The organism is Geodermatophilus saharensis, from assembly GCF_900188205.1.
Classification (GTDB): domain Bacteria; phylum Actinomycetota; class Actinomycetes; order Mycobacteriales; family Geodermatophilaceae; genus Geodermatophilus; species Geodermatophilus saharensis.
This window is the reverse complement of record NZ_FZOH01000008.1, coordinates 132,234-157,936: the sequence shown is the minus strand read 5'-3', so window position 1 is coordinate 157,936 and position 25,703 is coordinate 132,234. Positions and strand designations below refer to the sequence as shown.

26 protein-coding genes and 1 pseudogene are annotated in these 25,703 nt (G+C 77.4%); 18 read left to right on the top strand and 9 right to left on the bottom strand.

The window, feature by feature from the left end:
• Nucleotides 1-164 precede the first annotated feature (164 nt).
• Entirely contained in the window at nucleotides 165-680 is a 516-nt protein-coding gene (locus CHC04_RS18590) for a SigE family RNA polymerase sigma factor (RefSeq protein ID WP_089405530.1), read from the top strand.
• Nucleotides 677-1,735 (top strand): hypothetical protein, encoded by a 1,059-nt coding sequence (locus tag CHC04_RS18585; protein ID WP_089405430.1) that lies wholly within the window; start codon nucleotides 677-679, stop codon nucleotides 1,733-1,735. The genes CHC04_RS18590 and CHC04_RS18585 overlap by 4 nt, the downstream gene beginning before the upstream one ends.
• Before the next feature lie 7 nt (nucleotides 1,736-1,742).
• Here CHC04_RS18585 and CHC04_RS23715 read toward each other — a convergent pair whose 3' ends face one another.
• The 3 genes from CHC04_RS23715 to CHC04_RS18570 all read right to left on the bottom strand — a co-directional run bounded on the left by CHC04_RS23715 (nucleotide 1,743) and on the right by CHC04_RS18570 (nucleotide 3,965).
• Complete coding sequence (locus CHC04_RS23715) at nucleotides 1,743-2,138, bottom strand: nuclear transport factor 2 family protein (protein WP_141233854.1); 396 nt, start codon at nucleotides 2,136-2,138, stop codon at nucleotides 1,743-1,745.
• 119 nt (nucleotides 2,139-2,257) lie between these two features.
• Nucleotides 2,258-2,704: a DUF1707 SHOCT-like domain-containing protein gene (locus CHC04_RS18575; protein ID WP_089405428.1), complete on the bottom strand. Its 447-nt coding sequence runs from the start codon at nucleotides 2,702-2,704 to the stop codon at nucleotides 2,258-2,260.
• Nucleotides 2,705-2,801: 97 nt separating this feature from the next.
• Nucleotides 2,802-3,965 carry an acyl-CoA dehydrogenase family protein gene (locus CHC04_RS18570; protein WP_089405427.1) on the bottom strand — a complete coding sequence of 388 codons (1,164 nt, stop codon included), beginning with the start codon at nucleotides 3,963-3,965 and terminating at the stop codon, nucleotides 2,802-2,804.
• Between the two features lie 97 nt (nucleotides 3,966-4,062).
• Here CHC04_RS18570 and CHC04_RS18565 point away from each other — a divergent pair, with 97 nt between their 5' ends.
• Nucleotides 4,063-4,650, top strand: a complete 588-nt coding sequence (locus CHC04_RS18565) for a TetR/AcrR family transcriptional regulator (RefSeq protein WP_089405426.1) — start codon at nucleotides 4,063-4,065, stop codon at nucleotides 4,648-4,650.
• Nucleotides 4,647-5,111 carry a GNAT family N-acetyltransferase gene (locus CHC04_RS18560; RefSeq protein ID WP_089405425.1) on the top strand — a complete coding sequence of 155 codons (465 nt, stop codon included), beginning with the start codon at nucleotides 4,647-4,649 and terminating at the stop codon, nucleotides 5,109-5,111. The genes CHC04_RS18565 and CHC04_RS18560 overlap by 4 nt, the downstream gene beginning before the upstream one ends.
• A gap of 64 nt (nucleotides 5,112-5,175) precedes the next feature.
• On the opposite strand, the pseudogene CHC04_RS18555 reads toward CHC04_RS18560, so the two are convergent.
• Nucleotides 5,176-5,355: pseudogene (locus tag CHC04_RS18555) on the bottom strand (endonuclease); the annotation flags it as partial.
• Nucleotides 5,356-5,503: 148 nt separating this feature from the next.
• Here CHC04_RS18555 and CHC04_RS18550 point away from each other — a divergent pair.
• Genes CHC04_RS18550 through CHC04_RS18525 form a run of 6 tightly spaced genes read left to right on the top strand, consistent with a single transcriptional unit; the run spans nucleotide 5,504 to nucleotide 10,762 of the window.
• Nucleotides 5,504-6,427 (top strand): aldose epimerase family protein, encoded by a 924-nt coding sequence (locus tag CHC04_RS18550; protein WP_089405423.1) that lies wholly within the window; start codon nucleotides 5,504-5,506, stop codon nucleotides 6,425-6,427.
• Nucleotide 6,428: 1 nt separating this feature from the next.
• On the top strand, nucleotides 6,429-7,133 hold the full coding sequence (locus CHC04_RS18545; protein WP_089405422.1) for an MOSC domain-containing protein: 705 nt from the start codon (nucleotides 6,429-6,431) through the stop codon (nucleotides 7,131-7,133).
• A gap of 2 nt (nucleotides 7,134-7,135) precedes the next feature.
• Nucleotides 7,136-7,360, top strand: a complete 225-nt coding sequence (locus tag CHC04_RS18540; RefSeq protein WP_089405421.1) for an RNA-binding S4 domain-containing protein — start codon at nucleotides 7,136-7,138, stop codon at nucleotides 7,358-7,360.
• Nucleotides 7,357-8,799: an RNB domain-containing ribonuclease gene (locus CHC04_RS18535; protein ID WP_089405420.1), complete on the top strand. Its 1,443-nt coding sequence runs from the start codon at nucleotides 7,357-7,359 to the stop codon at nucleotides 8,797-8,799. Before CHC04_RS18540 ends, CHC04_RS18535 begins: the two co-directional genes overlap by 4 nt.
• Complete coding sequence (locus CHC04_RS18530; RefSeq protein WP_141233853.1) at nucleotides 8,796-10,004, top strand: pyridoxal phosphate-dependent aminotransferase; 1,209 nt, start codon at nucleotides 8,796-8,798, stop codon at nucleotides 10,002-10,004. The genes CHC04_RS18535 and CHC04_RS18530 overlap by 4 nt, the downstream gene beginning before the upstream one ends.
• Entirely contained in the window at nucleotides 10,001-10,762 is a 762-nt protein-coding gene (locus CHC04_RS18525) for a nitrilase-related carbon-nitrogen hydrolase (protein WP_089405419.1), read from the top strand. The genes CHC04_RS18530 and CHC04_RS18525 overlap by 4 nt, the downstream gene beginning before the upstream one ends.
• Nucleotides 10,763-10,783: 21 nt before the next feature.
• Here the strand turns inward: CHC04_RS18525 and CHC04_RS18520 are convergent, their stop codons facing one another.
• Nucleotides 10,784-11,860: a DUF2382 domain-containing protein gene (locus CHC04_RS18520; protein WP_089405418.1), complete on the bottom strand. Its 1,077-nt coding sequence runs from the start codon at nucleotides 11,858-11,860 to the stop codon at nucleotides 10,784-10,786.
• A 128-nt stretch (nucleotides 11,861-11,988) separates the two neighbouring features.
• On the opposite strand from CHC04_RS18520, the gene CHC04_RS18515 reads away from it, so the two are divergent.
• From CHC04_RS18515 to CHC04_RS18505, 3 genes are all read left to right on the top strand, one after another.
• A complete protein-coding gene (locus tag CHC04_RS18515; protein ID WP_245817441.1) occupies nucleotides 11,989-13,608 on the top strand; it encodes a CYTH and CHAD domain-containing protein in 1,620 nt (539 codons plus the stop codon).
• Nucleotides 13,609-13,676: 68 nt separating this feature from the next.
• Nucleotides 13,677-14,999, top strand: a complete 1,323-nt coding sequence (locus tag CHC04_RS18510) for a metallophosphoesterase (protein WP_245817440.1) — start codon at nucleotides 13,677-13,679, stop codon at nucleotides 14,997-14,999.
• 64 nt (nucleotides 15,000-15,063) lie between these two features.
• Nucleotides 15,064-15,804: a GntR family transcriptional regulator gene (locus CHC04_RS18505; protein ID WP_089405416.1), complete on the top strand. Its 741-nt coding sequence runs from the start codon at nucleotides 15,064-15,066 to the stop codon at nucleotides 15,802-15,804.
• Here CHC04_RS18505 and CHC04_RS18500 read toward each other — a convergent pair.
• A complete protein-coding gene (locus CHC04_RS18500; protein WP_089405415.1) occupies nucleotides 15,791-16,957 on the bottom strand; it encodes a phosphotransferase in 1,167 nt (388 codons plus the stop codon). The two genes, CHC04_RS18505 and CHC04_RS18500, sit on opposite strands and share 14 nt — an antisense overlap.
• Nucleotides 16,958-17,017: 60 nt before the next feature.
• Here CHC04_RS18500 and CHC04_RS18495 point away from each other — a divergent pair, with 60 nt between their 5' ends.
• The 3 genes from CHC04_RS18495 (at nucleotide 17,018) to CHC04_RS18485 (ending at nucleotide 18,313) form a co-directional block, all read left to right on the top strand.
• Complete coding sequence (locus CHC04_RS18495) at nucleotides 17,018-17,485, top strand: MarR family winged helix-turn-helix transcriptional regulator (protein ID WP_089405414.1); 468 nt, start codon at nucleotides 17,018-17,020, stop codon at nucleotides 17,483-17,485.
• Nucleotides 17,482-17,943, top strand: coding sequence for an SRPBCC family protein (locus CHC04_RS18490; RefSeq protein WP_089405413.1), 462 nt, complete (start codon nucleotides 17,482-17,484; stop codon nucleotides 17,941-17,943). Before CHC04_RS18495 ends, CHC04_RS18490 begins: the two co-directional genes overlap by 4 nt.
• 106 nt (nucleotides 17,944-18,049) lie before the next feature.
• A complete protein-coding gene (locus CHC04_RS18485; protein WP_089405412.1) occupies nucleotides 18,050-18,313 on the top strand; it encodes a GlsB/YeaQ/YmgE family stress response membrane protein in 264 nt (87 codons plus the stop codon).
• A gap of 24 nt (nucleotides 18,314-18,337) precedes the next feature.
• Here the strand turns inward: CHC04_RS18485 and CHC04_RS18480 are convergent, their stop codons facing one another.
• Nucleotides 18,338-18,976, bottom strand: coding sequence for an MBL fold metallo-hydrolase (locus CHC04_RS18480; RefSeq protein WP_089405411.1), 639 nt, complete (start codon nucleotides 18,974-18,976; stop codon nucleotides 18,338-18,340).
• 105 nt (nucleotides 18,977-19,081) lie between these two features.
• On the opposite strand from CHC04_RS18480, the gene CHC04_RS18475 reads away from it, so the two are divergent.
• Nucleotides 19,082-19,318: a hypothetical protein gene (locus CHC04_RS18475; protein ID WP_089405410.1), complete on the top strand. Its 237-nt coding sequence runs from the start codon at nucleotides 19,082-19,084 to the stop codon at nucleotides 19,316-19,318.
• Here CHC04_RS18475 and CHC04_RS25070 read toward each other — a convergent pair.
• A complete protein-coding gene (locus tag CHC04_RS25070) occupies nucleotides 19,315-21,885 on the bottom strand; it encodes a helix-turn-helix transcriptional regulator (protein WP_089405409.1) in 2,571 nt (856 codons plus the stop codon). The two genes, CHC04_RS18475 and CHC04_RS25070, sit on opposite strands and share 4 nt — an antisense overlap.
• Nucleotides 21,882-23,888: an Hsp70 family protein gene (locus CHC04_RS18465; RefSeq protein ID WP_176450089.1), complete on the bottom strand. Its 2,007-nt coding sequence runs from the start codon at nucleotides 23,886-23,888 to the stop codon at nucleotides 21,882-21,884. The genes CHC04_RS25070 and CHC04_RS18465 overlap by 4 nt, the downstream gene beginning before the upstream one ends.
• A gap of 292 nt (nucleotides 23,889-24,180) precedes the next feature.
• Between CHC04_RS18465 and CHC04_RS24330 the strand changes: the two genes are divergently transcribed.
• Entirely contained in the window at nucleotides 24,181-25,641 is a 1,461-nt protein-coding gene (locus tag CHC04_RS24330) for an IniB N-terminal domain-containing protein (RefSeq protein WP_176450088.1), read from the top strand.
• Nucleotides 25,642-25,703: the final 62 nt, after the last annotated feature.

Here is a 25,703-nt window from a genome sequence, read left to right as displayed (position 1 = left end):
CCCGCCGGTGTGCACCCACCGTCTGCTCGGACGTGTCCCGGGCACACGGGAGCGGGGTCCCGACGTCGCCGGGATCACCGTGACCGTTTCGTGACCTCCCGGTGTCACCGATCGCGCCGTCCCGTCGGGTCAACTGATCAGGGACACCACGAGAGCGGGTGGACATGGGCGCCGACCGGGACGAGTTCACGGCGTTCGTCGTGGCGCACGAGGCCGCCCTGCTGCGCACCGCCTACCTGCTGACCGGCGACCGCGGCCACGCCGAGGACCTGGTGCAGACCGCGCTGGCCCGGGCCTACCGGCACTGGGGCCGGGTGCGCCAGGCCGACGTCCCGATCGCCTACGTGCGGCGGCTGCTGCTCAACTGCCACCTCAGCTGGCGGCGCCGGCTGTGGCACGGCGAGCAGGTGGTCGAGGCGCTGCCGGACCGTGCTGCCGGGGACTGGCAGGACGCCTACGCCCTGGGCGACGAGCTGCACCGGGCTCTCGACGAGCTCTCCCCGCGGGCCCGCGCGGTGCTCGTCCTGCGCTTCTACGAGGACCTCACCGAGACCGAGACCGCCGCCCTGCTCGGCTGCTCGACCAGCACCGTGCGCACCCACACCGCCCGCGGCCTGGCCGCCGTCCGCCGGGTGCTGCGGCCCGAGACCGCCGCCACGACCGACGGGAGCCCGGCGTGACCGACACCGACCTCGACGTCCGCGAGGCCCTGGACCGGCTGGCTGCCGAGGCCGGCCCGCCGCGGGGTGCCGACGCCGCCGACGCCGCCGTCACGCTGGCCCGCCGGCAGCGGCGCACCCGTGCCGCCTGGGCGGCCGGGGCGCTCGCGGTCGCCCTGCTCGGTGCCGCCGCCCCCGCCGTGCTGCCCGACGCCGGCCCCGTGCCGGGGGAGACCGCCGGCGGGCAGCACACGCAGCAGGCCGCACCCGCGCTCCCCGACCTGCCCACCCGGGGGTCCCTGGCCGGCGACGAGGACTTCGTCGCCGGGGTGGCCGCCATCGACTGGTCGGGGCCGCTCGGTCGCGACGGGGCCGTGCTCCGCCCGCCGGAGTCCAGCCGCCACGTGGCCTTCGCCGGCGAGCTGCCCGACGGCCGGCGCTGGGCGCTGGTCACGGGGGAGGACGAGGGGCAGCTGCTGCACGCGTGGTTCGGCGGCCCGGCCGGTGCCGCGCCGGACGAGCTGGCGCTCATCGCGCCGCCCGAGCGCAGCGGGCGCGGCGCGACGGTCGCGGTGCTCGACACCACCGGCGCGCAGCCGGTCCTGGTCGTCGTCACCCGGCCCTTCGACGGCGCCCGCTACTCACCCGGCACGGTGCGCCTCGGCGACGGCTCGATCGGCCGGGTGTGGACGGAGCTGCCCGGCGACGACGGCGTCCTGGTCGCCGAGGTGCCCGCGCCGGTCCACCCCGGCTCGGAGGTCGTCGACCTGCTCCGGGACGGGTCGCGCACCAGCCTGCGCTACGTCTCGCGGACGGCGGGGACCCCCGTCCCGGTGGCGTGGTCGATCGCGTCCACCGCCGATCCGTCGCTGACCGCCGACCCGGCCGTCGAGCAGCGCTTCGTCGGCTGCCTGTTGCCGCAGGGCTTCGTCGTCCGCTTCGGGGCCGACGGCGCCCTGACCGTCGTCTACCCGACGCCGGCGGCGCGGCGCAGTGACGTCGAGCTGGTGCACGCGCGGGCCGGCTGGGACGCCGTCGTCGACGACTGCGCCGCCCGGGCGCTGGCCGGCGGGTGAGCCCCGCTCAGGCGGTGCCCGCGCTCTCCTGCACGAACGCGGCGGAGTCGTAGTAGGTGCGGACGCCGGTGAGCGGGCCGTCGTGGGAGCCGTCGCTCTCGATCACGGTGACGCCCTTGTAGGTGAAGGGCTTGCCGCTGCGCAGCGTGCCGCGCGACTCCCACTCCAGGGCCGCGGTCTTCTCCCCGACGGTGCTGGAGGTGAACGTCGTCTCCAGGTCGCCGAAGACGTTGCGGTAGTCCTCCCAGAACCGCTTGGCACCCTCCGGCCCGCGGGCCTCGTGGTCCTCGTTGAGCTTCATGAGCACGGCGTCCTCACCGGTCAGCTCGACCATCGGCTGCGCGTCGCGCTCGGCGTCGAGGTGGTGCAGGGCGGCGGTGAAGCGCTCGGTCAGGGTGTGCACGGCGTCCTCCGGGGCTCGGGACGGCTGGGGTCGGGTCTGCTGGGGTCGGGTCTGCTGGGGTCGGGTCTGCTGGGGTCGGGGAGCCCCTACCCGGGCGGCCCGGACGGCACCCGCCCGGATCAGACGGGCAGCCCCGGCCGGCGCCGGCCGAGGGTGTGCCGCTCGCCCAGGGTGCGGGCGAGCAGCACCGCACCCCACGGGCCGACGACCCACACCGGCCAGGGGTACTGCAGGTCGGTGGTGGCCAGCATCGAGACCAGCCAGATGCCGACGACGACGACCGCGGTGACGGCCCACTGGGTCCAGGCGGTCCGCAGGTCGTGTCCCCACGTGCCGTGCCACGGGCCGCCGTACACCGCCTGCGCCACGGGGGCCGGGCGCGGTGCGGGGGAGGGCAGGTCGGCGGTGAGCCCGTCGAGCTCGCCGTAGGTGCGGGCGGCGTGGGCGCGGGCCGAGCGGTCCTCGTACTCGGCCAGGGTCAGTCGGCCGTCGGCCAGGCCCTGGTCGAGGCGGGTGACCACGGCGGCGCGGTCGGCGTCGGCGGCGCGCAGGTGCGGCTGGGGCATCTCGGGCTCCTCGTCAGGCGGTGTGCCCCGAGTCTTCCCGCCGCCCGGGCGCGTGCCCATTGACAGACGTCACCGATCCCCCGTGCGTCCTGCACGGTCAGCCGTTGGCCGGGGTGACCTCCTCGGCCAGGTGCTTGCCGATGACCATGCGCTGGATCTGGTTGGTGCCCTCGAAGATCTGCATGACCTTCGCCTCGCGCATGTACCGCTCGGCCGGGTGGTCGCGGGTGTAGCCGGCGCCGCCGAGCACCTGGACGGCGTCGGTGGTGACCTTCATGGCGGCGTCGGTGGCCACGAGCTTGGCGATGCTCGCCTGCCGGGAGTAGGGCAGCCCGGCGTCCTTGCGGCGCGCGGCGACGAGGTAGGTGGCGCGGGCGGACTCGACGGCGGCGGCCATGTCGGCGAGCAGGAACGCCAGGCCCTGGTGGTCGACGATGCGCCGGCCGAAGGCCTCCCGCTCGCAGGCGTAGGCGACGGCGACGTCGAGGGCGGACTGCGCCAGCCCGACCGCGACGGCGCTGACCCCGAGCCGGCCGGAGTCGAGCGCGGACAGGGCGATGGACAGGCCGCGGCCGGGCTCGCCGACCATGCGCCCGGCCGGGACGGCGACGCCGTCGAGCCGCATGGCCGCCGTCGTCGAGCCGGTCAGGCCCATCTTCTGCTCCGGCGGGGCGGCGGTGAACCCGGCGAGGTCGGGCGTGAGGTGGAAGCAGGAGATCGACCGCTCGCCGTCGTCGGGGGTGCGCAGGAAGGTGGAGTAGAAGTCGGCGTGCCCGCCGTGGGTGACCCAGGCCTTCTCCCCGGAGGCCACCCAGCCCTCGCCGTCGCGGACGGCGCGCGCGCGCATGGCGGCGGGGTCGGAGCCGGCGTGGGCCTCCGACAGGCAGTAGGCGCCGAGCAGGCGGCCGCCGACCATCTCCGGCAGCCACCGCTCGCGCTGCTCCGGGGTGCCGAAGCGGTCGACCGGCCCGCAGGCGAGCGTGTGCACGCTGATGCCGAGGGCGACGGTGGCCCAGCGCATGGCCAGCTCCTCGACGACCTGCAGGTAGACCGCGTAGGGCTGGTCGCCGCCGCCGACGTCCTCGCCGAAGGGCAGGCCGAGCAGGCCCACCTCGCCGAGCTTGGCGAACACCTCCCGGGGGAAGCGCTCCTCGCGCTCGTACTCCGCGGCGCGGGGCGCCAGTTCGGCGTCGGCCAGCTCGCGGGTGAGCGCGATCAGGTCGGCGGCCTCCTGGGTGGGCAGCTCACGGTCGACGGCCACGGGGATCCCCCTCGGTACGGACGGCACGGACGCGGACGGCAGTACTGCAGACGGTACCGCGGTACTGTTCAGCGTCCAGATCGAGGCGGGAGGCGCGGTGACCACGACGGCGCAGCGCGAGCGGCGGTTGACCGCGCGCCAGGCACAGCTGCTCGACCAGCTCGAGGAGCTCTTCCTCGCCGAGGGCTTCGCCGGCTTCACCCTCGAGGACCTCGCCGTCCGGCTGCACTGCTCGAAGACGACGCTGTACGCGCTGGCCGACAGCAAGGAGCAGCTGGCCGTCCGCGTGGTGCGGCACTTCTTCCGCCGGGCGACCGCCGACGTCGAGGCCCGCACCGCCGGTGAGACCGACCCCGCCGCGCGGGTGACCACCTACCTGCAGGCGGTGGCGCGCGCGTTGACCCCGGCGTCGCGGGCCTTCCACCGCGACCTGGAGGCCTTCCCGCCGGGGCGCGCGGTGTACGAGCACAACACCGCCGTGGCCGCGGAGCGGGTGAGCGCGCTCATCGCCGAGGGCGTGGCCGCGGGGCGCTTCCGGCAGGTGCACCCGGCGCTGGTGGCCGACACCGTCACCACGCTGATGCTGCGCATCGGCCGCGGGGACACCGCCCGCGCCACCGGCCTCGACGACGCCGCGGCGTACCGGGAGCTGGCCGGGCTGCTGCTGCACGGGATCAGCCGGTGAGGCTCATCCCGGCCGCCTGGGACGACGCGGACGTGCGGCGGCTGACCGGCGCGCAGCAGGCCGAGCTGCGGGCGCGCTACGACGGCGGGGCCGAACCGGGGACGCCGCCGTCGGCCGCCGACGTCAGCGTGGTGCTGGTCGCCCGGGACGCCGACGGCACCGCGGTCGGCTGCGGTGCGCTGCGGGCGCTGGGCGACGGCGTGGCCGAGGTCAAGCGCATGTTCGTCGTCCCCGCCGCGCGCGGCCGGGGCGTGTCGAAGCTGCTGCTCGCCGGGCTGGAGGACGCGGCACGCGACCGCGGCTGGACGACGCTGCGGCTGGAGACCGGCCCGCGCCAGCCGGAGGCGATCGCGCTGTACGAGGGCGCCGGCTACCGGCCGATCCCGGCGTTCGGCGCGTACGTCGACGCTCCCGACGCCGGCTGCTCGCTGTACTACGAGCGGGTGCTCGACGGGGCCTGACCGCGGGCACGCCGGCACAGCCGTCCGCTCAGAGCGGGCGGTCGGCCGGCGTGCGTGGGTCGTGTCAGGCGGCGGGTGCCAGTGGGGTGGGGATGGTGATCTCCGATCCGTCGGGTCGCCAGGTGCGCCATCGCCCGTCGGGTCGGCGTTCGACGCGGAAGCCGTGGTGGACCTCGGTGTGGTGCCGCTCGCACAGCAGCGCCGAGTTCTCCAGGCTGGTGTCGCCGCCGTCGATCCGGTGCACCGTCGCCCGCGCGGGACGGGGCACGAGCCGGCGCTCAGCCGAAGACCAGGACCGAACCCCAGGTCAGGGGCCCGTCGGTGCCATTGTCGCGACAATGGCACCGACGGGGGTGGGCGGATGGGGCGCCGGGTGTGGTGGGCTGCCGGGCATGAGCGTCCCGCCGATGACCGCCTGGCCGACGACCGAGCCGGCGGAGGTGGAGCTGGTCAGCGGGGACGCGCGGCTCGCCGTCGACCTCCGCGGCGGCAACCTCCGCGCGCTGACCGTCGGCGGCTGGGACGTCCTCGACGGCTACCCGGCCGGCACCGTGCCCGCCGGGCGGCGCGGCGGCGTGCTGCTGCCCTGGCCCAACCGCCTGCGCGACGGGCAGTGGACGTGGGAGGGACAGCAGCTCCAGCTCGACACCGCCGGCCCCGGCAAACCGGCCGCGCACGGGCTGGTCGGCTGGCAGCGGTGGGAGGTGCTGGCCCGGCACTCCGACGCGGTGACCGTCGGCACCCTCGTCGAGGCCCGGCCGGGCTATCCGTTCCGCCTCGCGGCCGCCGTCGACCACCTCCTCGGCGAGGACCGGCTCACCGTCACCGTGCGGGTCCGCAACGCCGGGGAGCGCCCGGCTCCCTTCGGTGCCGGCATGCACCCCTACCTGTCGGTCGGCGCCACGGCCGACGGCGGCATCGGCGACGCCGAGCTGACCGTCCCCGCCCGCACGGCCCTCGACCTCGACGGCGGCCTGCCCACCGGCACCCGCCGGCCCTTCGACGGCGCCGTCGGCCGGATCGGCGACCGCCCTCTCGACGACGCCCTCACCGACCTCACCCGCGACGACGACGGCTGGGCCCGCGTCGCCCTGCGCGGCCCGGCCGGCGCGCTCGAGCTCGCCGTCGACCCCGCGTGGCCGTGGCTGCAGGTCTACAGCGGCGACACCCTGCCCGAGGGCCAGCGCCGCCGCAGCCTCGCCGTCGAGCCGATGACCTGCCCGCCCAACGCGCTCGCCGACGGCGTCGACCTCGTCGTCCTCGACCCCGGCGAGAGCTGGGCGGGGACGTGGACCCTCGGCTGGACGGCGGCCTGACGTGCGCGTGCTCGAGCTGTGGCGCTACCCGGTCAAGTCCCTGCAGGGGGAGCGGCTCGGCGCCGTCGACGTCGGCCCGCAGGGGCTGACCGGCGACCGGCAGTGGGCGCTGTTCGACCGCTCCACCGGCTTCGGCCTCACCGCCCGCCGGGTGCCCGACCTGCTCTTCGCCGCAGCGCGGCTCCGGGACGACGGCGGCGTCGAGGTGGTGCTGCCCGACGGCACCGTCACCACCGACGACGGCGTCCTGTCCGACTGGCTCGGCCGGCCGGTGACCCTGCGCGCCGCGGAGGTGGAGCGCGGGCCGCGGCACTACGAGGCCCCCGACGACGACGAGGACGTGTGGGACGCCTTCGAGGGCGCGTCCGGCGCGTTCCACGACAGCTCCCGCATCCGGGTCTCGCTGGTCTCCACCGGCACGCTGGGCACCTGGGACCGCCGCCGGTTCCGCTCGAACGTGCTCCTCGACGGCGCCGGCGAGGACGCCCTGGTGGGCAGCACGGTGCGGCTGGGCACCGCGGTGCTCGACGTCCTCAAGCCGGTCAGCCGCTGCGTCATGGTCACCCGGCCGCAACCGGGCGGGATCGGCCGCGACACCACCGTGCTCAAGACGATCCACCGCGAGCGCGGCAGCACGCTCGCCGTCGGCGCGCTGGTGCCGGTGCCCGGCCGGGTGGCGGTCGGCGACGAGCTCGTCCCCGCGTGAGGATGGGGACCGTGCGCACCGTCGAGCTCCGTCCCGGTGAGGACTCCATCCGCCTCGGTCAGCTGCTCAAGCTCGTCGACGCCGTGCCCACCGGCGCCCAGGTGAAGGACGTGCTGGTCACCGGCTCGGTCCGGGTCAACGGCGAGCCCGAGGACCGCCGTGGCCGGCAGGTCCGCCGCGGCGACGTCGTCTCGATCGAGGGCGGCGAGGACGTGCGCGTCGCGTGAGCGCCGGGGCGCGTTCCACGTGGAACCCCGTCGTCCCGCGCTGGCCGGAGCGGGCCGGCCCCGACGTCGACGCCATCCGGGCCGAGTTCGACGTCCCGGAGGAGTTCCCGGCCGCGGTGCTGGCCGAGGCCGCGCGGATCGCCGCCGGCCCGCCGCTGCCCGACCTCGACGCCACCGACCTGCCGCTGGTCACCGTCGACCCGCCGGGCAGCCGCGACCTCGACCAGGCCGTGCACCTGGCCCGCGACGGCGGCGGCTACCGCGTCAGCTACGCGATCGCCGACGTCGGCTCGGCCGTCCCGCCCGGCAGCGCGCTCGACGCCGAGGCGCGGCGCCGCGGGCAGACCCTCTACGCCCCGGACCGGCGCACGCCGCTGCACCCGGAGGTGCTGAGCGAGGGCGCGGCCAGCCTGCTGCCCGGCGAGGTCCGCGGCGCGGCGCTGTGGACCGTCCGCCTCGACGCCGGCGCCGGTGTCCGGTCGGTCGACCTCCGCCGCGCGCGCGTCCGCAGCCACGCCCGGCTCGCCTACCCCGACGTCCAGGCGCAGGCCGACGCCGGCACCCTCCCCGACGCCGTCGCGCTGCTGCCCGAGGTCGGCCGGCTGCTGCAGGAGCAGGCCGCCGACCGCGGCGCCATCGAGCTCGGCTCGCCCGACCAGGAGGTGGTCAGCGCCGACGGCGGCGGCTGGACGCTGGTCACCCGCGCGCCGCTGCCGGTCGAGGGCTGGAACGCGCAGATCTCGCTGCTCACCGGCCGGGTGGCCGCGCGGCTCATGCTCGACGGCGGTGTCGGCCTGCTGCGCACGCTGCCCCGGGCGCGCCCCGAGGACGTCGCCCGGCTGCGCCGCCTGGCCCCCCTGCTCGGCGTCGCCTGGCCCGCGGGCGCGGCACCCGGCCGGGTGCTGGCCGGGCTCGACCTGACCGACCCGCGGCACCTCGCCTTCCTCGAGGAGGCCGCCGCCCTGCTGCGCGGCGCCGCCTACACCCCCGTCGACGGCGACCCGCCGGAGGACCCCGGCCACGCCGGCGTCGGCGCCCCCTACGCGCACGTGACCGCGCCGCTGCGGCGGCTGGTCGACCGGTTCGGCACCGAGGTCTGCCTGGCGCTGGCCGCCGGCCGGGAGCCCGACCCCACGCTGCGGGCCGCGCTGCCGGAGCTGCCGGCGCTCATGGCCGCCTCCGACCGGCGCACCCGCGCCGTGGAGCGGGCCGTCGTCGACGCCACAGAGGCCTGGCTGCTCGCCGGCCGAGAAGGAGAGGAGTTCGACGCGGTGGTGGTGGACGCCGACGGCGGTCGTGGCACCGTCGTCCTCGACGAGCCGGCCGTGCGGGCGCGCTGCGCCGGCGCCGGCCTGGAGCCCGGCTCGCGGGTGCGGGTGCGGCTGGAGGAGGCCGACGTCGCCCGGCGGTCGGTGCGCTTCGCGGCGGTGGGCGCGTGACCGGGAGCGCGACCCGTGCGCCGTATCTCACCGACCGGCTGCAGGGCTTCGGGACGACGGTGTTCGCCGAGATGAGCGCGCTCGCCGTCGCCACCGGGTCGATCAACCTCGGTCAGGGCTTCCCCGACACCCCCGGGCCGGCCGAGGTCCTCGACGTCGCCCGCGCCGCCATCGGCACCGCGCACGACCAGTACCCACCCGGCCCGGGCACCCCGGAGCTGCGCGCCGCGATCGCCGCGCACGTCGAGCGCTTCCGCGGCCTGGCCTACGACCCCGACACCGAGGTGCTGGTCACCGCCGGGGCCACCGAGGCGCTCACCGCGGCCATGCTGGCGCTGGTCGAGCCCGGCGACGAGGTGGTGCTCTTCGAGCCGGTCTACGACAGCTACGCCGCCGCGGTCGCGATGGCCGGCGGCGTGCTGCGCCCGGTGCCGCTGACCCCGCCGCCCGCCGACACCGACGGCGCCGTCTGGACCTTCGACCCCGCCGACCTGCGCGCCGCCGTCACCGACCGCACGCGGCTGCTGCTGCTCAACACCCCGCACAACCCGACCGGCAAGGTGTTCAGCCGCGCCGAGCTCGACGCGGTGGCCGAGGTCGTGCTGACCGCCGGCCTGCTGCTGGTCACCGACGAGGTCTACGAGCACCTGGTCTTCACCGGCGCGGCGCACGTCTCCCCGGCCACGCTGCCGGGCCTGCGCGAGCGCACGCTGGTGGTGAGCAGCGGGGGCAAGACGTTCAGCACCACCGGCTGGAAGGTCGGGTGGACGTGCGGCCCGGCGCCCCTGGTGGCCGCCGTCCGCACCGCCAAGCAGTTCCTCACCTACGTCAACGCCGGGCCGTTCCAGCCGGCCATCGCCGCCGGCCTCGGCCTGCCCGACGCCTACTTCACCGGCATCGCCGCCGACCTCGGGCGCCGCCGCGACGTGCTGGTGGCGGGGCTGCGCGGCGCCGGGCTGCCCACCATCGCCCCGGAGGCCACCTACTTCGCGACGGTCGACGTCCGCGGGGTGGCCCCCGGCGGCGACGGGCTGGCGTTCTGCCGCGCGCTGCCCGAGCGGGCCGGGGTGGTCGCCGTCCCCGCCGGGGTGTTCTGGACCGCGGAGCACGCCGACCTGGGCCGGCACCTGGTCCGGTTCGCCTTCTGCAAGCGCGACGAGGTGCTCACCGATGCCGTCGCCCGGCTGGGCAGGATGTCCCCATGAGGTTCGGGGTCGTGCAGCACGACATCGTCTGGGAGGACCGGGAGGCCAACTACGCCCGGCTGGCCCCGCAGGTGGCCCGCGCGGCCGCGGCCGGCGCGGAGTTCGTCCTGCTCAGCGAGACGTTCTCCACCGGCTTCTCCATGACGCCCGGCATCGGCGAGCCCGAGGACGGCCCCTCGGCGGAGTTCCTGCGCGCCCGGGCCGCCGAGCACGGCGTGTGGGTGGCCGGCAGCTGCCCGGAGATCGCGCCCGGCTCGGACCTGCCGTTCAACTCCCTCGTCCTGGCCGGGCCCGACGGCACCACGCACCGCTACCGCAAGCTGCACCCGTTCACCCACGGCGGCGAGGCCGAGCGGTTCCGCGCCGGCGAGGCGCCGGTCACCGTGACGATCGGGGGACTGCGGATCACGCCGTTCGTCTGCTACGACCTGCGCTTCGCGAACGTCTTCTGGGCGGCGGCCGAGGACACCGACGTCTACCTGGTGACGGCGAACTGGCCGGCCCCCCGCCGGCACCACTGGACGACGCTGCTGCGCGCCCGCGCCATCGAGAACCAGGCCTACGTGGTCGCCTGCAACCGCGTGGGCACCGGGGGCGACGGCCTCGAGCACGCCGGCGACAGCCAGGTGGTCAGCCCGATGGGGGAGCTGCTGGCCAGCGCCGCGGGCGGCGAGACGCTCGTGCTCGCCGACGTCGACGCCGCCGAGGTGGCCGCCACCCGCAAGCGGTTCGCCTTCCTCGCCGACCGCCGTCCCTGACCCGGCGGCCGGCGCGGCGGCTCAGGACACCCGGGGCGACGTCTGCGGGTACTGCTGCGGCGGGTACTCCTGCTGCGGCGCCGTCTGCGGGGAGCCCTGGGGCGAGGTCGCACGCGGCGAGCCGGTCTGGTCGACGACGATCTGCTCGCGCTGCACCTGGTCGGTGATCCGCTCCTGGCCCGGGACCAGCTCGGTGCGCAGCCGCACCCGCTCGACCGGCACGACCTCGACGTTCACCACCGGGCGCTCGGCGTGCAGCACGATCTCCTCGGGCATGCCGCCGGCGACCACGCCCGCCGTCCCACCGGCCGGTCCGCCGGGGACCCCGCCGGCCGCACCGGCCGGGACGAGCGACTCGCCGGGGCCGGGGTCGGGGGCGTCGAGGGGCACCTCCTCCACGCGGATCTCCTCGCGCCGGATCGGGACGGTCACCTGCACCTCCTCGGTGACCACGTACTTGACCACCCGGACGCGGGTGGCGGCGACCTGCTGGGTGCCCACCCGCAGCTGCTCCTCGCTGCGGGTCATCGCGCCGTCGGTCATCCCGTGCTGCGAGGCGTGCTGCGGGGTGTGGTGGGTGGCCGGGGGCGGCGCGGCCTGCTCGGTGCCGGTGCGGACGTCGGTCGCCGGCGGCGGCACCGGCCGGGTGCCGGGGTCGGTCACGGCCGTGCCGGCGGCCGCGGTCCCCGGGGCGGCGTACGTCCCGCCGTCCGGCTGCGCGCCGGGGACGGGCGGGACCGGGCCGCCGGCCGCGGCCGGCCCGTCCGTGCCGACGCCCGTACCGACGCCCGCACCCACGCCGTAGTGCCGGCGCAGCTCGGCCTCCTCCTCCGGGCTCAGGTGGTCCCCGCCGATGGCCGGGGCGTGCTTGACGGCGTCCTTGCTCACGGGCACCTGCAGCACGCCGTCGGTGAAGGTGGCCTCGGTCGCCGGGACGATGGAGTGGCGCGTGCCGAACAGCCCCGTGCTGACGGCCACCCAGGTCGGGGCGCCCGTGCGGTCGTCGACGAAGAAGCTCTCGACCGTCCCGATCTTCTCGCCGTCCGGCCCGTGTGCCGTGCTCCCGATCGCCGCGGACAGGTCTCGCTCGCTCAACACGGTGCTCGCCTCCTCCGGATCGCCTGCTCTGGCGGTCCACCGGCGAGGGCATGCCCGGTCCGGCGTGCCGCGACACCCCGCTCACGCCTACGGTCGACACGGGAGCAGACCCGGTGGAGGAGGACGACGTGGGCGGCGTGCAACTCGAGGTCGAGCGCAAGTTCGAGGCCGGGCCGGACGCCGTCCTGCCCGACCTGACCGGGGTCGGCGGCGTGGTCACCACCGAGGACGCGGGGACGCAGGAGCTCGACGCGACCTACTTCGACACGCCCGACCTGCGGCTGGCCCGCGCGCGGATCACCCTGCGCCGGCGCACCGGCGGCACCGACGCCGGCTGGCACCTCAAGCTGCCCACCGCCGTCGCGGGCTCGCGGCGGGAGGTGCACGCCCCGCTCGGGGTGCGGCGCACGGTCGTGCCCAAGGCGGTGACCGAGCCGGTCACCGCCGTCCTGCGGGGGGCGCGCCCCGAGCCGGTCGCCACCCTCCAGACGACGCGGCTGGTGACCGACCTGCGCGACGGCGAGGGCCGCGTGCTGGCCCAGGTCGCCGCCGACACCGTCACCGGGACCGCGCTGGCGCCCGACCCGGCCTCCCCGGCCGAGGTCACCACCTGGCGCGAGCTGGAGGTGGAGCTCGTCGACGGCGACGAGGCGCTGCTCGACGCCGTCACCGAGGCCCTGGCCGCGGCGGGCATCCGGCCCTCGGACTCGCCGTCCAAGCTGTCCCGGGTCCTGGCCGGCCGGCTCGCCGCGCTCACCCCCGCCCCGGCCGTCCCCGCCGCACCCCCGGCGCCGGAGCCCGCCAAGGGCCGGAAGAAGAAGGGGAAGAGGCGGGACGACGGCGGCCCCGGCCCGACCGCGGCCGACGTCGTCCTGGGCGCCCTGCGCGCCCAGGTCCAGGCGCTGCAGGTCGCCGACATCGGCGTGCGCACCGGCGACCCCGAGGGCGTCCACGACCTGCGGGTGGCCTGCCGGCGGCTGCGCAGCATCCTCGCCGCCTTCCGGCCCGTCCTCGACCGCACCGCCACCGACCCCGTGCGTGACGAGCTGCGGTGGATCGGCGCCGCGCTCTCCGGCGCCCGTGACGGCGAGGTGGCCCTCGAGCACCTGCGGGCGGTCGTGGCCACCCAGCCGGTCGACCTGGTCCGCGGGCCGGTGTCCGCGCGGCTGCGCTCCACCGAGGTGGCCGACGTCGAGCGGGGGCGCAAGGCGGCCGTCCGGGCGCTGTCGGACAAGCGCCACCTGGCGCTGCTGGACTCCCTCGACGCGCTGCTGGCCGACCCGCCGCTGGCCGCGGCCGCCGGCGAGCCGGCGCGGGCGGTGCTCACAGACGCGGTCCGGCGCACCGGCCGGCGCCTGTCCGCCCGCATCGACGAGGCGCGCGCCCGCGGGGCCCAGGAGGAGGTCCACGACGACGACGCCGAGCACGCCCTGCACGAGGCGCGCAAGGCGGCCAAGCGGGTCCGCTACACCGCCGAGGTCGCCGCACCGGTGCTCGGCGCGCCCGCCGAGGCGCTGGTCACCTGCATGAAGCAGGTCCAGGACGTGCTCGGCGAGGCGCAGGACACCGTGGTCACCCGCCAGTGGTGCACCCGGCTGGCCGCCGCGGCCTCCGGCGCGGGGGAGGACACCTTCACCTACGGCCGGCTGCACGCCCTCGAGGAGGCCCGCGCCGAGCGGGCCGACCGCGCGTTCTGGGCGCTGGAGCCGACCCTGCGCGCCGCCGTGAAGGCCGCCGTCCGCGCGTAACCTGTCGGCTGTCCGACCTGCCCTCCCGGGCGGCCTGCTCGCAGGGTCCCGCCGCGAGCCTGCGAGTGGTGGGGGGCGAGGAGGTCCTTCAACTGTCCCTGATCGCGCTGCTCGGCTTCGGCACGGTCGTCCTCGTGGCGATGCTCCTGCTGCACGCCTACCTGTGGTGGCGGCTGGTCCGCGGCACCACCGTGCCCGGGCGGCTGCGCCGGCGGCTGACGCTGCTCACCGTCGTCCTCGCGCTGCTGCCGGCCGGCGCCGTGCTGCTGCGGCGCGCGCTGCCGTCGGATGCCGAGGCGGTCGTGGCCTGGGCCGGCTACAGTTGGCTGGGGATCGCCTTCTACCTGTTCCTCGCGCTGCTGGCCCTCGAGCCCGTGCGGCTGCTGCTGCGCCTGCGCGACCGCCGGCGCGCGCCCGCCGCCGCTCCGGACCCGGTCCCGGACCCCGTCCCCGCCGGCGGCCCGGCCGCGGCCGCCGAGCCGGGTCGGCCCCGTCCAGAGGCTCGCCGCGAGCCTGCGAGCGGTGAGGAGGACGGGGTCCTTCTGCCCTCCCGGCGGCTGTTCCTCGCCCGCGGCCTCGCCGTCACGGCCGGCGCGGTGGCGCTGGGCACGGCCGGCACCGGCGCCTACCTCGCCAACTCCGCGCCGGTCGTGCGCCGGGTGCCGGTCACCCTGCCGCGGCTGGACCCGGCGCTGGACGGGCTGCGCATCGTCACCTTCTCCGACGGGCACCTGTCGGCGACCTACGGCGGCCGGCGCTTCGAGCGGGTGGTCGAGACCGTCAACGCCCAGCGGCCCGACGTCGTGGCCATCGTCGGCGACCTGGTCGACGGCGAGGTCGACGAGCTGCGCGGGGAGGCGGCGCCGTTGGCCGACCTGGTCAGCGCGCAGGGCGTCTTCTTCGTCACCGGCAACCACGAGTACTTCGTCGACACCGAGGCCTGGTTGCGGCACCTGCCCACCCTCGGCATCGACGTGCTGCGCAACGAGCGGGTGGCCATCCGCCGGGGCGGGGCGAGCCTCGACCTGGCCGGCATCGACGACCGCACGGCGGCGTCCTCGGGCCTGCCGGGCCACGGCGCCGACGTCGAGGCCGCCCTCGACGGCCGGGACGACGCCACCCCCGTCGTGCTGCTCGCCCACCAGCCGGTGCAGGTGGAGCAGGCCCGGGCCGCCGGGGTCGACCTGCAGCTGTCCGGCCACACCCACGGCGGTCAGCTGTGGCCCTTCGACTACGCCATCCGGCTGGACCAGCCCGCCGTCGAGGGGCTGTCCCGCCACGGCGACACCCAGCTCTACGTGACGGCCGGGGCGGGCAACTGGGGCCCGCAGATGCGGGTCGGCGCCCGGCCGGAGGTCACCGTGATCGAGCTCCGCGCCCCGCGAGGGTGAACGGGAGAGACGTCTCATACGACATGACGTCCGCAGACGTCTTCCCCCGCCTACGCTGGCGGGCGTGACGGCAGCGACGGCGGGACCGAAGTACCTCTCGGTCCGGGAGCACCTGCGGCGCCGGGTGGCCGCGCTGCCCGAGGGGGCGCTGCTGCCCCCCGAGCCGGTGCTGTGCGCCGAGTACGGGGTCAGCCGGATCACGCTGCGCCGCGCCGTCGACGGGCTGGTCACCGACGGGCACCTGGTGCGCGAGCAGGGCCGCGGCACCTACGTCACCCGGCCGGCCATCCGGCACGAGTACCGCGAGAGCTTCGTGCACCGCATCGCCGGGTGGAGCTCGGTGATGGCCGAGCAGGGCGCGCAGGTGGGCACCACGGTGCTCCGGCAGCGGGTGGTCCCCGCGCCGCCGCCGGTCGCCGCCGAGCTCGCCCTCGACGTCGCCCAGGACGTCGTCGAGCTCGAGCGGCTGCGCAGCGTCGACGGCGCCCCCAACCACGTGGCGCACAGCTTCCTGCCCGCCGACCGCTACCCCGAGGCCGCCGTCGAGGACTTCAGCGAGGGCTCGCTCTACGAGTTCCTGCGCCGCGAGTACGGCGCCGACCTCGCCCACGCGCGGATCGTCGTCGACGTCGGCACCGCCGCCCCGGACGAGGCCGAGCTGCTGCAGGTCGCCGCCGGCTCGCCGCTGCTGGTCGTCCGCACCACCGTGCGCGACAGCGACGGGCGCCCCCTGGTGCACAGCTTCTCGCGGCTGCGCCCCGACGTGAGCCAGGTCGAGTTCGAGGTCTCCGTCACCGGCCGCTGAGCGCGGTCAGGCGGGGCTCGAGGTCGAGGACCATCCGGACGAAGCCGGCGCGCCGGGCGGCGTAGCCGAGCAGCTCGTCGGTGACCGGCTCGAACAGCACGTGCAGGGGCATGCCGGTGCAGGGGTAGCGCAGCAGTGCCGCCAGCAGCACGCCGGTCTCCACCTCCTCGGCGGGGACGGCCACCCCCTCGGCGGCCAGTCCCCGCACGTAGGCGGCGACGGCGGGGCCGAGCAGGCCCGGCACCTCGTCGGCCGGCCCGCCCCCGCACTCGGCCCGGCCGAAGAGCAGCGGCACGAGGTCGAAGCCGGCCGGTGCCGGCCCGGCCATCGCCCAGTCGACGAGCACGAACGTGTCCGGCGCGGCCGAGGGGCGCAGCAGGTTCATGGGGGTCGCGTCCCCGTGGCTCGGCAGCACCGGCAGGGGCGCCAGCCGGGCGTGCAGGCCGGTCACGCGGGCGGTCAGCGCGCAAACCTCCGCGCGCAGGGCCGCGACCTCGGGGACCTGCATGACCGGTGAGGTCCAGGTGCCGTCGTCGAGCAGCCAGGGGACCGCCCAGCTGCCGAGCTGCTCGTCGCGGTAGACGGTGAGGAAGTCCCCGCCCGGCATGGGCGGCCACGGGTGTCCCCGGCGGCGGGCGGCCAGCCGGCCGAGCGCCTCGGCGGCGCGCACGGTGTCCTCCGCCGTCCACGGGGCGTCGACGGGGTCGGCGTCCTCGAACCACAGCGTCAGCCGGTCACCGGGCTGCTCGTGCACCGCGACCACGGTCGGGGGCCGCAGGCCCGGCGGCGCGCACTCGGCGACGCCGGCGGCGAGGACGTCGGCCTCCAGACGCCACGGGATGGTCGCGTCCAGGTGCGCCCGCGCGTCGTCGGGCACCTGCGGCGGCAGGCCGTACCGGGCCGACTGCAGCTCCTTGGCCACCAGGCGCAGCACCACCGGCCGCCCCGCCCCGTCGCGACCCTCGACCCGCACCCGCGTGAGGCCGCGGGTCGTGGGTGCGCTGATGTCGTGGGGGAGGGGCCGGCAGGTGACCGCGTCCACCTCGAGCCCGGGGTCGGCGGTCCAGCGGCGCAGTCCGGGCAGCAGGTCGGCGACGCCGGCCCCGCCGGGCAGCTCGCCTCCCGTCGTCGCGCGCCGGGGGGAGGTCGTCATCGCGGGCTCCGTGGGAGAATGGTCAAGCCGCTTGTCTGACGAGGGTGATGGTGAAGCAACTTGTCCGATCCCGTCAACGGGTTTCCGCCCCTCGTCACCGCCCTGCTCGAGACGGCGATGAGCCGGGTCCGCGACGACCTGTACGCGCTCAGTGAGGCGCGCTTCCCGGGGCTGCGGATGCGCCACTACCGGCTGCTGTCCCTGCTGCCCCCCGAGGGGGAGCGGCTGAGCCGGATGACCGTCGACAGCGGCCTGACCAAGCAGGCGCTGGCCCAGGCGCTCGCGCCCCTGGAGGCCGGCGGGTACGTCGAGGTGGTGCCCGACCCCGGTGACCGGCGGGCGCGGCTGGTCCGGCTGACCGACCGCGGGCGGGAGGTCAACGACGCCGCCCGCGACCGGCTGGCCGCGGTGGAGCAGGACTGGGCGCAGCGGGTGGGCCCCGAGCGCTACGCCGTCGCCCGGGGCGTGCTGGCCGACCTCGCGTCCCGGCCGGGCGCGGGCGGTTGCCCGGTTACCGTCGAGGGGTGACCACGGCGAGCGGGACCCGGGAGGTGGCGGCCCCGCGCAGCAGGGTGTGGCGGGCGCTGGCCGTGCTGGAGCCCTACTGTGCGGTGTGCGACGTCTCCTACGTGGTGGACGGCGACGCTGCCGGGAAGGGCGCGCGGTTCGTCTGCGTGCCGGGCCGGCTCGCCGACGGCGCCACCCCCCGCTCGGGTGCCCCGCGGGGGGAGATCGTCGAGTGGGAGCCCGAGCGGGTGGTCACCACCCGGCTGGAGCTCACGCCCGAGACCTGGACGACGCGCATCGAGCTGGCCGACGCCGGCCCCGGCGCCACGCGGGTCACCATCACCCTCACCCACGAGCCGCGCCGCGTGCGGCTGGCCGACCGGTTCACCCGCTCGGCCCTGCAGCGCATGGTGCGCGACACCGTCGACGGCGAGCTCGACAAGCTGCCGGCGCACGTCGGGCAGGTCGCCGCCGGCTGACGTCCCCCGTGAGGGTGGACACGCGTCGGCCGGGCGCACGAGGGTAGGGGAGCGGCAGGAGCGCCCGGCGACCGGCCGGGCGCCGCGTCCCCACGGAGGTCCCACCGTGATCGGTTTCCTCGTCGCCGGGCTCGTCATCGGCGCCCTCGCCCGTCTCATCGTCCCGGGCAAGCAGCACCTCGGCATCCTCGCCACGCTCGCCCTCGGCCTGGTCGGCTCGCTCATCGGCGGGCTGATCGCGCAGTTCTTCGGCACCGGGGACATCTGGGAGCTCAACGTCCTCGGCTTCGTCTGCGCCGTCATCGCGGCGGTGCTGCTCATCGGCGTCGCCGAGAGCATCGCCGGCCGCAACCGCCGCGCCGTCCGCTGAGCCGTCGCCGGGGGAGCGGCCGGGCTACAGGTCCACCGACTCCCCCGGCGTCAGCCGGGCGTAGGGGGTGGGGGTCCCCGGCCCCCGCTCCCCGAGCAGCCCGCCCACCAGGCCCAGCCCGGTGTCGTTGAGCAGGCCGTCGTGGACCGCGTAGGCCTGGTCGGCGCCGACGGCCCGCACGTAGTCGATCACCTCGAGCACCTTCGACCAGGGCGCGTGCACCGGCAGCAGCAGCGTGGCCACCGGCGCCCCGGGCACGGTGAACGCGTCGCCCGGGTGGAACAGCCGCCCCTCCACCAGGAAACCGACGTTGTGCACGCGGGGGATCTCCGGGTGCACCACCGCGTGCCACTCCCCGTGCACCGTCACGTCGAAGCCCGCGACCGTCAGCGCGTCGCCGTCGCCGACCGCGTGCACCCGGCTCCCCAGCCCCTCGAGCTGCCCGGCGACCGACGGGTTGGTCCACACCTCCAGCGCCGGGTCGTCGTCCAGCGCCGCGCGCAGCCGGTCGCCGGCGAAGTGGTCGACGTGCTCGTGGGTCACCAGCACCGCCGTCGCCCCGTCCAGCGCCGCGGGCTCCGTCCACGCCCCGGGGTCGATCACCAGCCGCCGGTCGCCGTCGCTGACCACTACGCAGGCGTGACCGTGCTTCGTGAGCTCCATGGGGGCATCCTGCCGCCGGCCCGCCGGGCGTGCCGCCTCACCCGGACGGGGGAGCCGCGAGCGGCCCGGCTGGCCCTCCGGCGCCGCGCTGCCGACCTCCCCGGCATGGCCCCCACCGCCTTCGCCGCCACCGCCTTCGCCGCCGCCCGCAGCCGGGCGCACGGCCCCACGACCGCCCTGTGGCACGCCGTCGAGCTGCACCGGCCCGCGGGCGAGGTCGACGGCGCCTGCGAGCTGACGCTGTGCGGCACGCTCGCGCGGGTCGCCGTCGACGAGGCGTGGCCGTCGTCGTCGCGCGAGGTCTGCCGCGCCTGCGCCACCCTCGCCGGCGTCGACCGCTAGGCCCCCTGGGCCAGCTCGGCGCGCAGCCGCGCCAGCAGGTCCGAGCGGGTGCCGGCGCCCAGCCGCTGGCGCATCCGCGAGACGTGGTGCTCCACGGTCTTGGCGGAGATGTAGAGCTGCCCGCCGATCTCCCGGTAGGTCTGCCCGGCCACGACCAGCCGCGCCACCTCGCGCTCCCGCTCGCTGAGCTGCCCTCGCGGCGCGGGGACACCCGGAGCGGGGCCGCCCTCGGGGTCCTCCGCCGCCGGGCCGGCCGCCGGTGCCGCGGACTCGCAGCCGGCGCCGTCGGCGACCGAGCGGGCGCAGGCCAGCAGCGCCGCGCGGGCCCGCAGGTCGGTGGCCCGGGCCGCGGCCTGGCCGGCCAGCCGGGAGCCGTCCCAGCCCAGCCCCACCGCGGTGAGCTCCTCGGCGGTGGCCACGACGGCGGACGGGTCGATCTCGTCGCTGAGCACCTGCAGCCAGGTCCGCCCGGCGCGCGCCAGCGTGGCCGCGTAGGGGCTGGTCCGGGCGGCGGCGACCAGTGCCGCCGCGTGCGGCCGCAACCCGTCGCGGTCGTCGGTGATGATCGCGGCCTGCGCGCCGCTCCAGTGCAGCGGCACCGCCCACAGCTGCGGGTCGCCGAGGCGGGCGAGCAGGTCCTGCGCCTGCGCCAGCTGCGAGCGCAGCCGCTCGCCGTCGCGCAGCCGGGCCGCGGCCACCACCAGCTCGCCCAGCGGCAGCAGGGTGAACAGGTCGACCGGGTGCCGGACGACGGCCTCCCGCGCCCGCACCCACGCCGTGACGAGGGCGGCGGCGTCCCCGCTGCGCCGGGCCAGGCCCACCTCCATCGCCTGCAGGAAGACGTCGTCGCGCGGCTCCAGCGGGCCGCAGGCGACCGCGCCGGCCTGTGTCATCAGCTCCCGGGCGCGGGTCATCCGCCCGGCCAGCATCGCGATCCACGCCTGCAGCAGCAGGTGGCGCGGCCGGCTCGAGGGCCCGCCGAGGTCGGCGGCGACGGCGCGCTGCAGCACCGACTCGGCCACCGGCAGCTCACCGCTGTGCAGCCCGACCAGCGCGGCCAGGGCGGCGGGGGTGTCGGGCAGCAGGGCGGTGCGGCCGACCGGCTCGAGCAGCGCCGCCGACCGGGTGAGCGTCGACAGCGCCGCGGTGATGCCGTCGGCGGCCTCCGCCCCGGTGCGCAGCGACTGCACCACGCCCTGGGCCATGAGATCCTCGCCCACCGACAGCACGCTCGCCAGCCCCAGGCCGGCACGCGGGCCCTCCAGCACGGTGGCCGCCTCGTCGGCCGCGCCGGTGGCCAGCAGGGCCAGGGCCGCCGACCCGGCGCGCTCCCGCCCGGCCAGGAGGTAGAGCTCGGCGGCACGGGCCAGCAGCCCCCGCTGCGCCAGCACGGTCGCCGTCACCGCGGCGGCGCGGGGACGGTCGGCGGCGGCCGGGTCGGCCAGCGCGACGTCGGCCCACTGCAGGGCGCCGTCCAGGTCCCCGGTGAGCGCGGCGGCCTGGGCGCGGCGGGTGGCCAGCGCCGGTGCGGCGGCGCCGGCGGCGACCGCCTCGGACCACAGCTCGCCGGCCAGGGCCGGGTCGGTGGCCAGCACGGCGTCGCCCTGCCGCTCGAGCAGCGCGGCCGCCTGCGGGTCGCGGACGCGGTCGGCGGCCAGCCGGCGGGCCAGCGCCACCGGCTCCTCGCCGCGGTCGACGAGCAGGCCCAGCACGCGGCGCCGGGTGCGTCGGGTGACGTCGGGCGGCACCGACCCGAGCAGCACCGACGCCACCAGCGGGACGACGGCGCCGCCGGCCTGCAGCAGCCCGGTGGCCCGGGCGGCGGCGAGCAGCTCGGCCACCTCGTCGGCGGGGACGCCGAGGACCCCGCCGAGCACGTCGTCGTCGAGCGGGGCGCCGGCGGCGACGGCGTGCAGCAGTCCGCGGGTGTCGTCGTCGACGGCGTCGAGCTCGGCCCGCACCCGCGCGGCCACCTCCTCGGGCACCGGTCGTCCCGCGGCGGGCCGGGTCGCGTCGCGGCCCCGCCCCCGGGCGGCGAGCGCGGTCAGCAGGGCGTGTGCGAGCCCGGGCAGGCCGCCGGTCTGGGCGGCGACGGCGTCGACGAGCTCGGGGGCCGGGGCGGCGCCGAGCCGCTCGCGGGCCCACTCGGCCACCTGCGCGCGGTCGGCGGGACCGAGCAGCACCGACCGCCGGTCGGCGCCCACCTCGGCCAGGAGCGCCCCGAGGGGCGCCGGGCGTGGCCACGGGCGGAAGGCGAGGACCACGTGGCCGCGCGGGTGCCGCAGCAGCGGGACGAGCCGCTCGGCCAGCTCCGGGGGCAGCCGGTGGGCGTCGTCGACGACGACGGCGAACTCCCCCGGGGGGAGGGTCAGGTCGTCGGTGCGCCCGTCGAGGACCGGCACGCCGGCGCGTGCCCAGACGGCCGCCAGCTCGGCGAGCAGGCGGGTCTTGCCGGTGCCGCCGGCGCCGCGCACGAGCAGGGGGCCGGTGCCGGTGGCGAGGTCGCGGACCCGGCCGTGCCCCGGACCGGCGGTCGCGGTGCCGGGAGCGCACGGTGCGGCGGTCACGGGGCCTCCACCGGGGTGCCGGCGTCCCCGGACGCGGTCCCACCGGGTGCCGTGCCGCCGTCGGTGCCGCCGTCGGTGCCGCCGTCGGTGCCGCCGTCCGTGCCGCCGGACGTCGCGTCCCCGGCGGTGGTCTCCGTGGCCGGGCCGGGCCCCGCCGTCGACGGGGGGTCGGGTGTCGGCCCGACCGTGGGCTCAGGGGTGGGCGTCGGGTCGGGTGTGGGGTCCGGCGTCGGGTCGGGTGTGGGGTCCGGTGCCGGCCCGGGTGCGGAGGACCCGGTGGGCGGCGTTCCGGCCGCGGCGGTCGGCGGCGCCGTGCCGCCGCCGGAGGGCGGGGGTGCGGAGCTGCCGGTGGTCGGCCCCGCGGTCGTGGAACTGCCGGTCGTTGGGCTGCCGGTCGTGGGGCTGCCGGTCGTGGGGCTGCCGGTCGTGGGGGCAGCGGTCGACGGGTTGCCCGTCGCCGTGCCGGTGGGGGTCCCGGCGGCCGCGGAGCCGGGCGCGGAGGAGCCCGCCGCCGTCGTCCCGGCCGCCGGGGTGCCGGCCGGGTCGCTGCCGGGCGGGGTGGCCCCGGGAGCGCCCGCCGCGGGCGTCCCCGGTGCGGGGGTCCCGGACCCGGAGGCCGTCCCGCGGTCGGGGTCGGCGGCCGTCCGGCCGGCCGGGCCGGAGCCGTCACCGGCCGCCGGTGCGCCGTCCCCGGTGCCGCCAGCGGTCCCCTCGGGGGCCGTGGACGCCGGGGCGCCGGTGCCGGCCGTCGCCTCCCGGGCCGAGGCGACCCCGGCGCCGGGCGCGACCGCGGTGTCGGTGCCCCCCAGGACCGCGGCCAGCGCCGCCGGCCCGACCGCCAGCAGCAGGAACAGGGCCGCCACGACGACGTACCGGTGCAGCCGGTGGGCCGCGGCGGTGCGCCCGGCGCTCCCGGCCAGGTGCGGGGGAGGACCGACGGGCGGCCGGCCCGAGCGGGGACCCGGGGGACGTCTCCGGCGCGGGGGCGTGCCGACGGGCGCGGCGTCCTGCGCCGCCGCGGTCCCCGCTGCTGCCGCGTCCGCCGCCCGCAGGGCCTCCGCGGCGAGTGCCGCGGCCCCCAGGGCGGCCGTTCCCGCCGGGTCGGGGCCGACCACCAGCGGCCGGTCCAGCTCGCCGGAGAGCACCTCGGCCACCAGCGGCACCCGAGCGCCGCCGCCGGCCAGCACGACGGCGTCGAGGTCGGTGACCGCCCGGCCCGCGGCGCCGGCGGCGGCCGCCACCGCGGCCGCCGACTCCTGCACCCGGTCCAGCAGCAGCTCGTCGAGCTCCTCGCGGGTGAGCCGGACCGGTCCGTCCGCCGTGTCGACGCAGGTGGCGGTGGAGGAGGACAGCTCCTCCTTCGCCGCGACGCAGGCGGCGCGGAGCTCCGCGGGTGCGGCGACCGGGCTGGTCAGACCCTGGCGGACGAGGGCGAGGACGGCGTCGTCGACGTCGCGGCCGCCCCAGGGCGCGGGCGGGGGAGGGGGAACCAGGTGGTCGAGGCCCGCGGGGCCGCCGGGGGCGGGGCCGACCACCGCGAGGTCCAGCGTGCTCGCCCCCAGGTCGTAGACGGCCACGGTCGACCGGGCCGGCAGCCGGCCGGCGGCCACGTGGTGTGCGACGGCGGCCACCGCGCCGGAGAGCAGGCTGAAGCGCGGGACCCCGGCGCGCTGCAGCGCGCGGGCGAGCTCGGAGCGGCGGTGCCCGCCCCAGGACGGCGGCACGGTGACGACGGTCCAGCCGTCGGGACACCCCTCGGCGCCGGCCGCGGCGTCCCGGACCCGCTGCACCTGCGCGGCCAGCAGGTCGGCCGCCGCGACCGGGCGGTCCCCGGCGTACACCGGCGTCGAGGTGCCGGTGCGGGCGACCAGGCCGCGGAGCGCGCCGTCCCCGGCGGGCGGCAGCGGCAGCGGCTCGGGTCCCGTCGCGTCGTCCCTGCAGACCGCGGCGGCGACCCCGTGGTCGCCGACGTCGATCCCCAGTCCGTACTCGCGGTTGCGCACAAGACCCCCAGGCGTCTCCCCGACCGGCCCGTCGCTGGACCGGAGAGTCGTCCGGACCGTATGTCCCACGCGTCACGCCTGTCTCGGCCCCGGCGGGCACCGGAGCCGGTTCCGCGCCGAGAAGGGGGCGACACCCCGCTATCCCCTAACGGGGAGTCAGCGGCACCCCCCAAACGGGTGGTCGAGACAGGGGGCGGTCCCCCGATGCCGGTGACCCTCCGCCGCGGTTGGACTGCGGCCAGGCAGCTCGCCGGCCGCCCGATGACGGGCGGCCCACACGACGGAGGACGCCATGACATCGCTCGCCGGCTCGCTGATCGACTTCATCCTCGGGTTGCTGCGCGACCCCGAGGCCGCCGCGGCCTACGCCGAGGACCCCCAGGGCACGCTGGCCGCCGCCGGCCTCGACGCCACCCCGGCCGAGGTCGACGACCTCGTGCCGATGGTGGCCAGCTACGCACCGGTCAGCTGGGCCGGCGGCGCCCAGGGCGGGCACGGCGCCCAGGGCGGGCACGGTGGCCACGACGGCGGGCACGGTGGCCACGACGGCGGGCACGGTGGCGGGCACGGTGGCTACGACCGCGACGACGACTACGCCGGTGGCGGGCACGGCGGCTGGCACGGCGGGCGCGACGAGGACTCCTCCGGTGGCGGGCACGGCGGTGGCCACGGCGGCTGGCACGGCGGCAAGGACGCCTGCGACGACGACGAGGGCGTGAGCCACACCCCCGCCCCGCCGGCCGGCGAGCACGACTGCGACGACGACGACGACCACTCCGGTGGCGGGTACGGCGGTGGCCACGGCGGCGGCGGTGGTGGCGGTGGCGGCCACGCGCCGGCGCCCGCGGAGCCGGTGGTGATCACCCACCTGCAGACGATCAACTACAGCTACACCGACATCGACGTCGAGATCGACGCCTCGCACAGCATCTGGGTCAGCGGCGACGCGCAGGCCATCTTCGGCGACGACAACGTGGTCGTGGGCGGGGACGGCGTCGCGGCCGGCGACGACGTCAAGGGCGTGGTCGTCGACAACAGCGAGGACAACTCCGTCGACGTGGACGTCGAGGTCGTCAACTCCGGCAACGTGCAGCAGGGCGACGGCAACGTCGTCGGCAACGGCAACACCACCGACAACTCCACGACGGTCACCGACTCCTACAACCAGGACAACGACGGCGTCGACGACTCGTTCAACGGCTCCTTCAACGGCAACCAGGACAACTCCGGCCAGGACAACTCGACCACCGACAACTCGGTGACCGACTCGTTCAACGGCAACGACCTCTCCGACGACGACGGGGTCGACGTCGACGTCCAGGACTCGTTCAACGGCAACGACCTGTCGGACAACTCCGACAACTCGGTGGACAACTCCGACAACTCCGTCGACAACTCGACCACCGACAACTCGGTCGACAACTCCGTGAACGACTCGTTCAACGGCAACGACCTGTCCCAGGACAACGACGGGCTCGACGTCGACGACTCGTTCAACGGCAACGACCTGTCGCAGGACAACGACGGCGTGGACGACTCGCTCAACGGGTCGCTCAACGGCAACGACCTGTCCCAGGACAACGACGGGCTCGACGTCGACGACTCGCTCAACGGCAACGACCTGTCCGACGACGACGGGGTCGACGTGGACGACTCCTTCGACGACAACGACCTGTCCGACGACGACCTGGTCGACGTGGACGACTCCCTCAACCACAACGACCTGTCCACCGACGTGACCGCCGTGCACTGACCCACCCGGCCGGCCCCGGCCCCGGTGTCCCCCGCGGACGCCGGGGCCGGGCGCCGTCCACC

What these genes read in the sequence shown, in the direction of transcription:
- CHC04_RS18575 (WP_089405428.1), bottom strand. Translation starts at nt 2,704, where the DNA reads ATGCCCCAGCCGCACCTGCGCGCCGCCGACGCCGACCGCGCCGCCGTG.
- CHC04_RS18590 (WP_089405530.1), top strand. Translation starts at nt 165, where the DNA reads ATGGGCGCCGACCGGGACGAGTTCACGGCGTTCGTCGTGGCGCACGAG.
- CHC04_RS24330 (WP_176450088.1), top strand. Translation starts at nt 24,181, where the DNA reads ATGACATCGCTCGCCGGCTCGCTGATCGACTTCATCCTCGGGTTGCTG.
- CHC04_RS18475 (WP_089405410.1), top strand. Translation starts at nt 19,082, where the DNA reads ATGGCCCCCACCGCCTTCGCCGCCACCGCCTTCGCCGCCGCCCGCAGC.
- CHC04_RS18480 (WP_089405411.1), bottom strand. Translation starts at nt 18,976, where the DNA reads ATGGAGCTCACGAAGCACGGTCACGCCTGCGTAGTGGTCAGCGACGGC.
- CHC04_RS18540 (WP_089405421.1), top strand. Translation starts at nt 7,136, where the DNA reads ATGGGGACCGTGCGCACCGTCGAGCTCCGTCCCGGTGAGGACTCCATC.
- CHC04_RS18525 (WP_089405419.1), top strand. Translation starts at nt 10,001, where the DNA reads ATGAGGTTCGGGGTCGTGCAGCACGACATCGTCTGGGAGGACCGGGAG.
- CHC04_RS18500 (WP_089405415.1), bottom strand. Translation starts at nt 16,957, where the DNA reads ATGACGACCTCCCCCCGGCGCGCGACGACGGGAGGCGAGCTGCCCGGC.
- CHC04_RS18550 (WP_089405423.1), top strand. Translation starts at nt 5,504, where the DNA reads ATGAGCGTCCCGCCGATGACCGCCTGGCCGACGACCGAGCCGGCGGAG.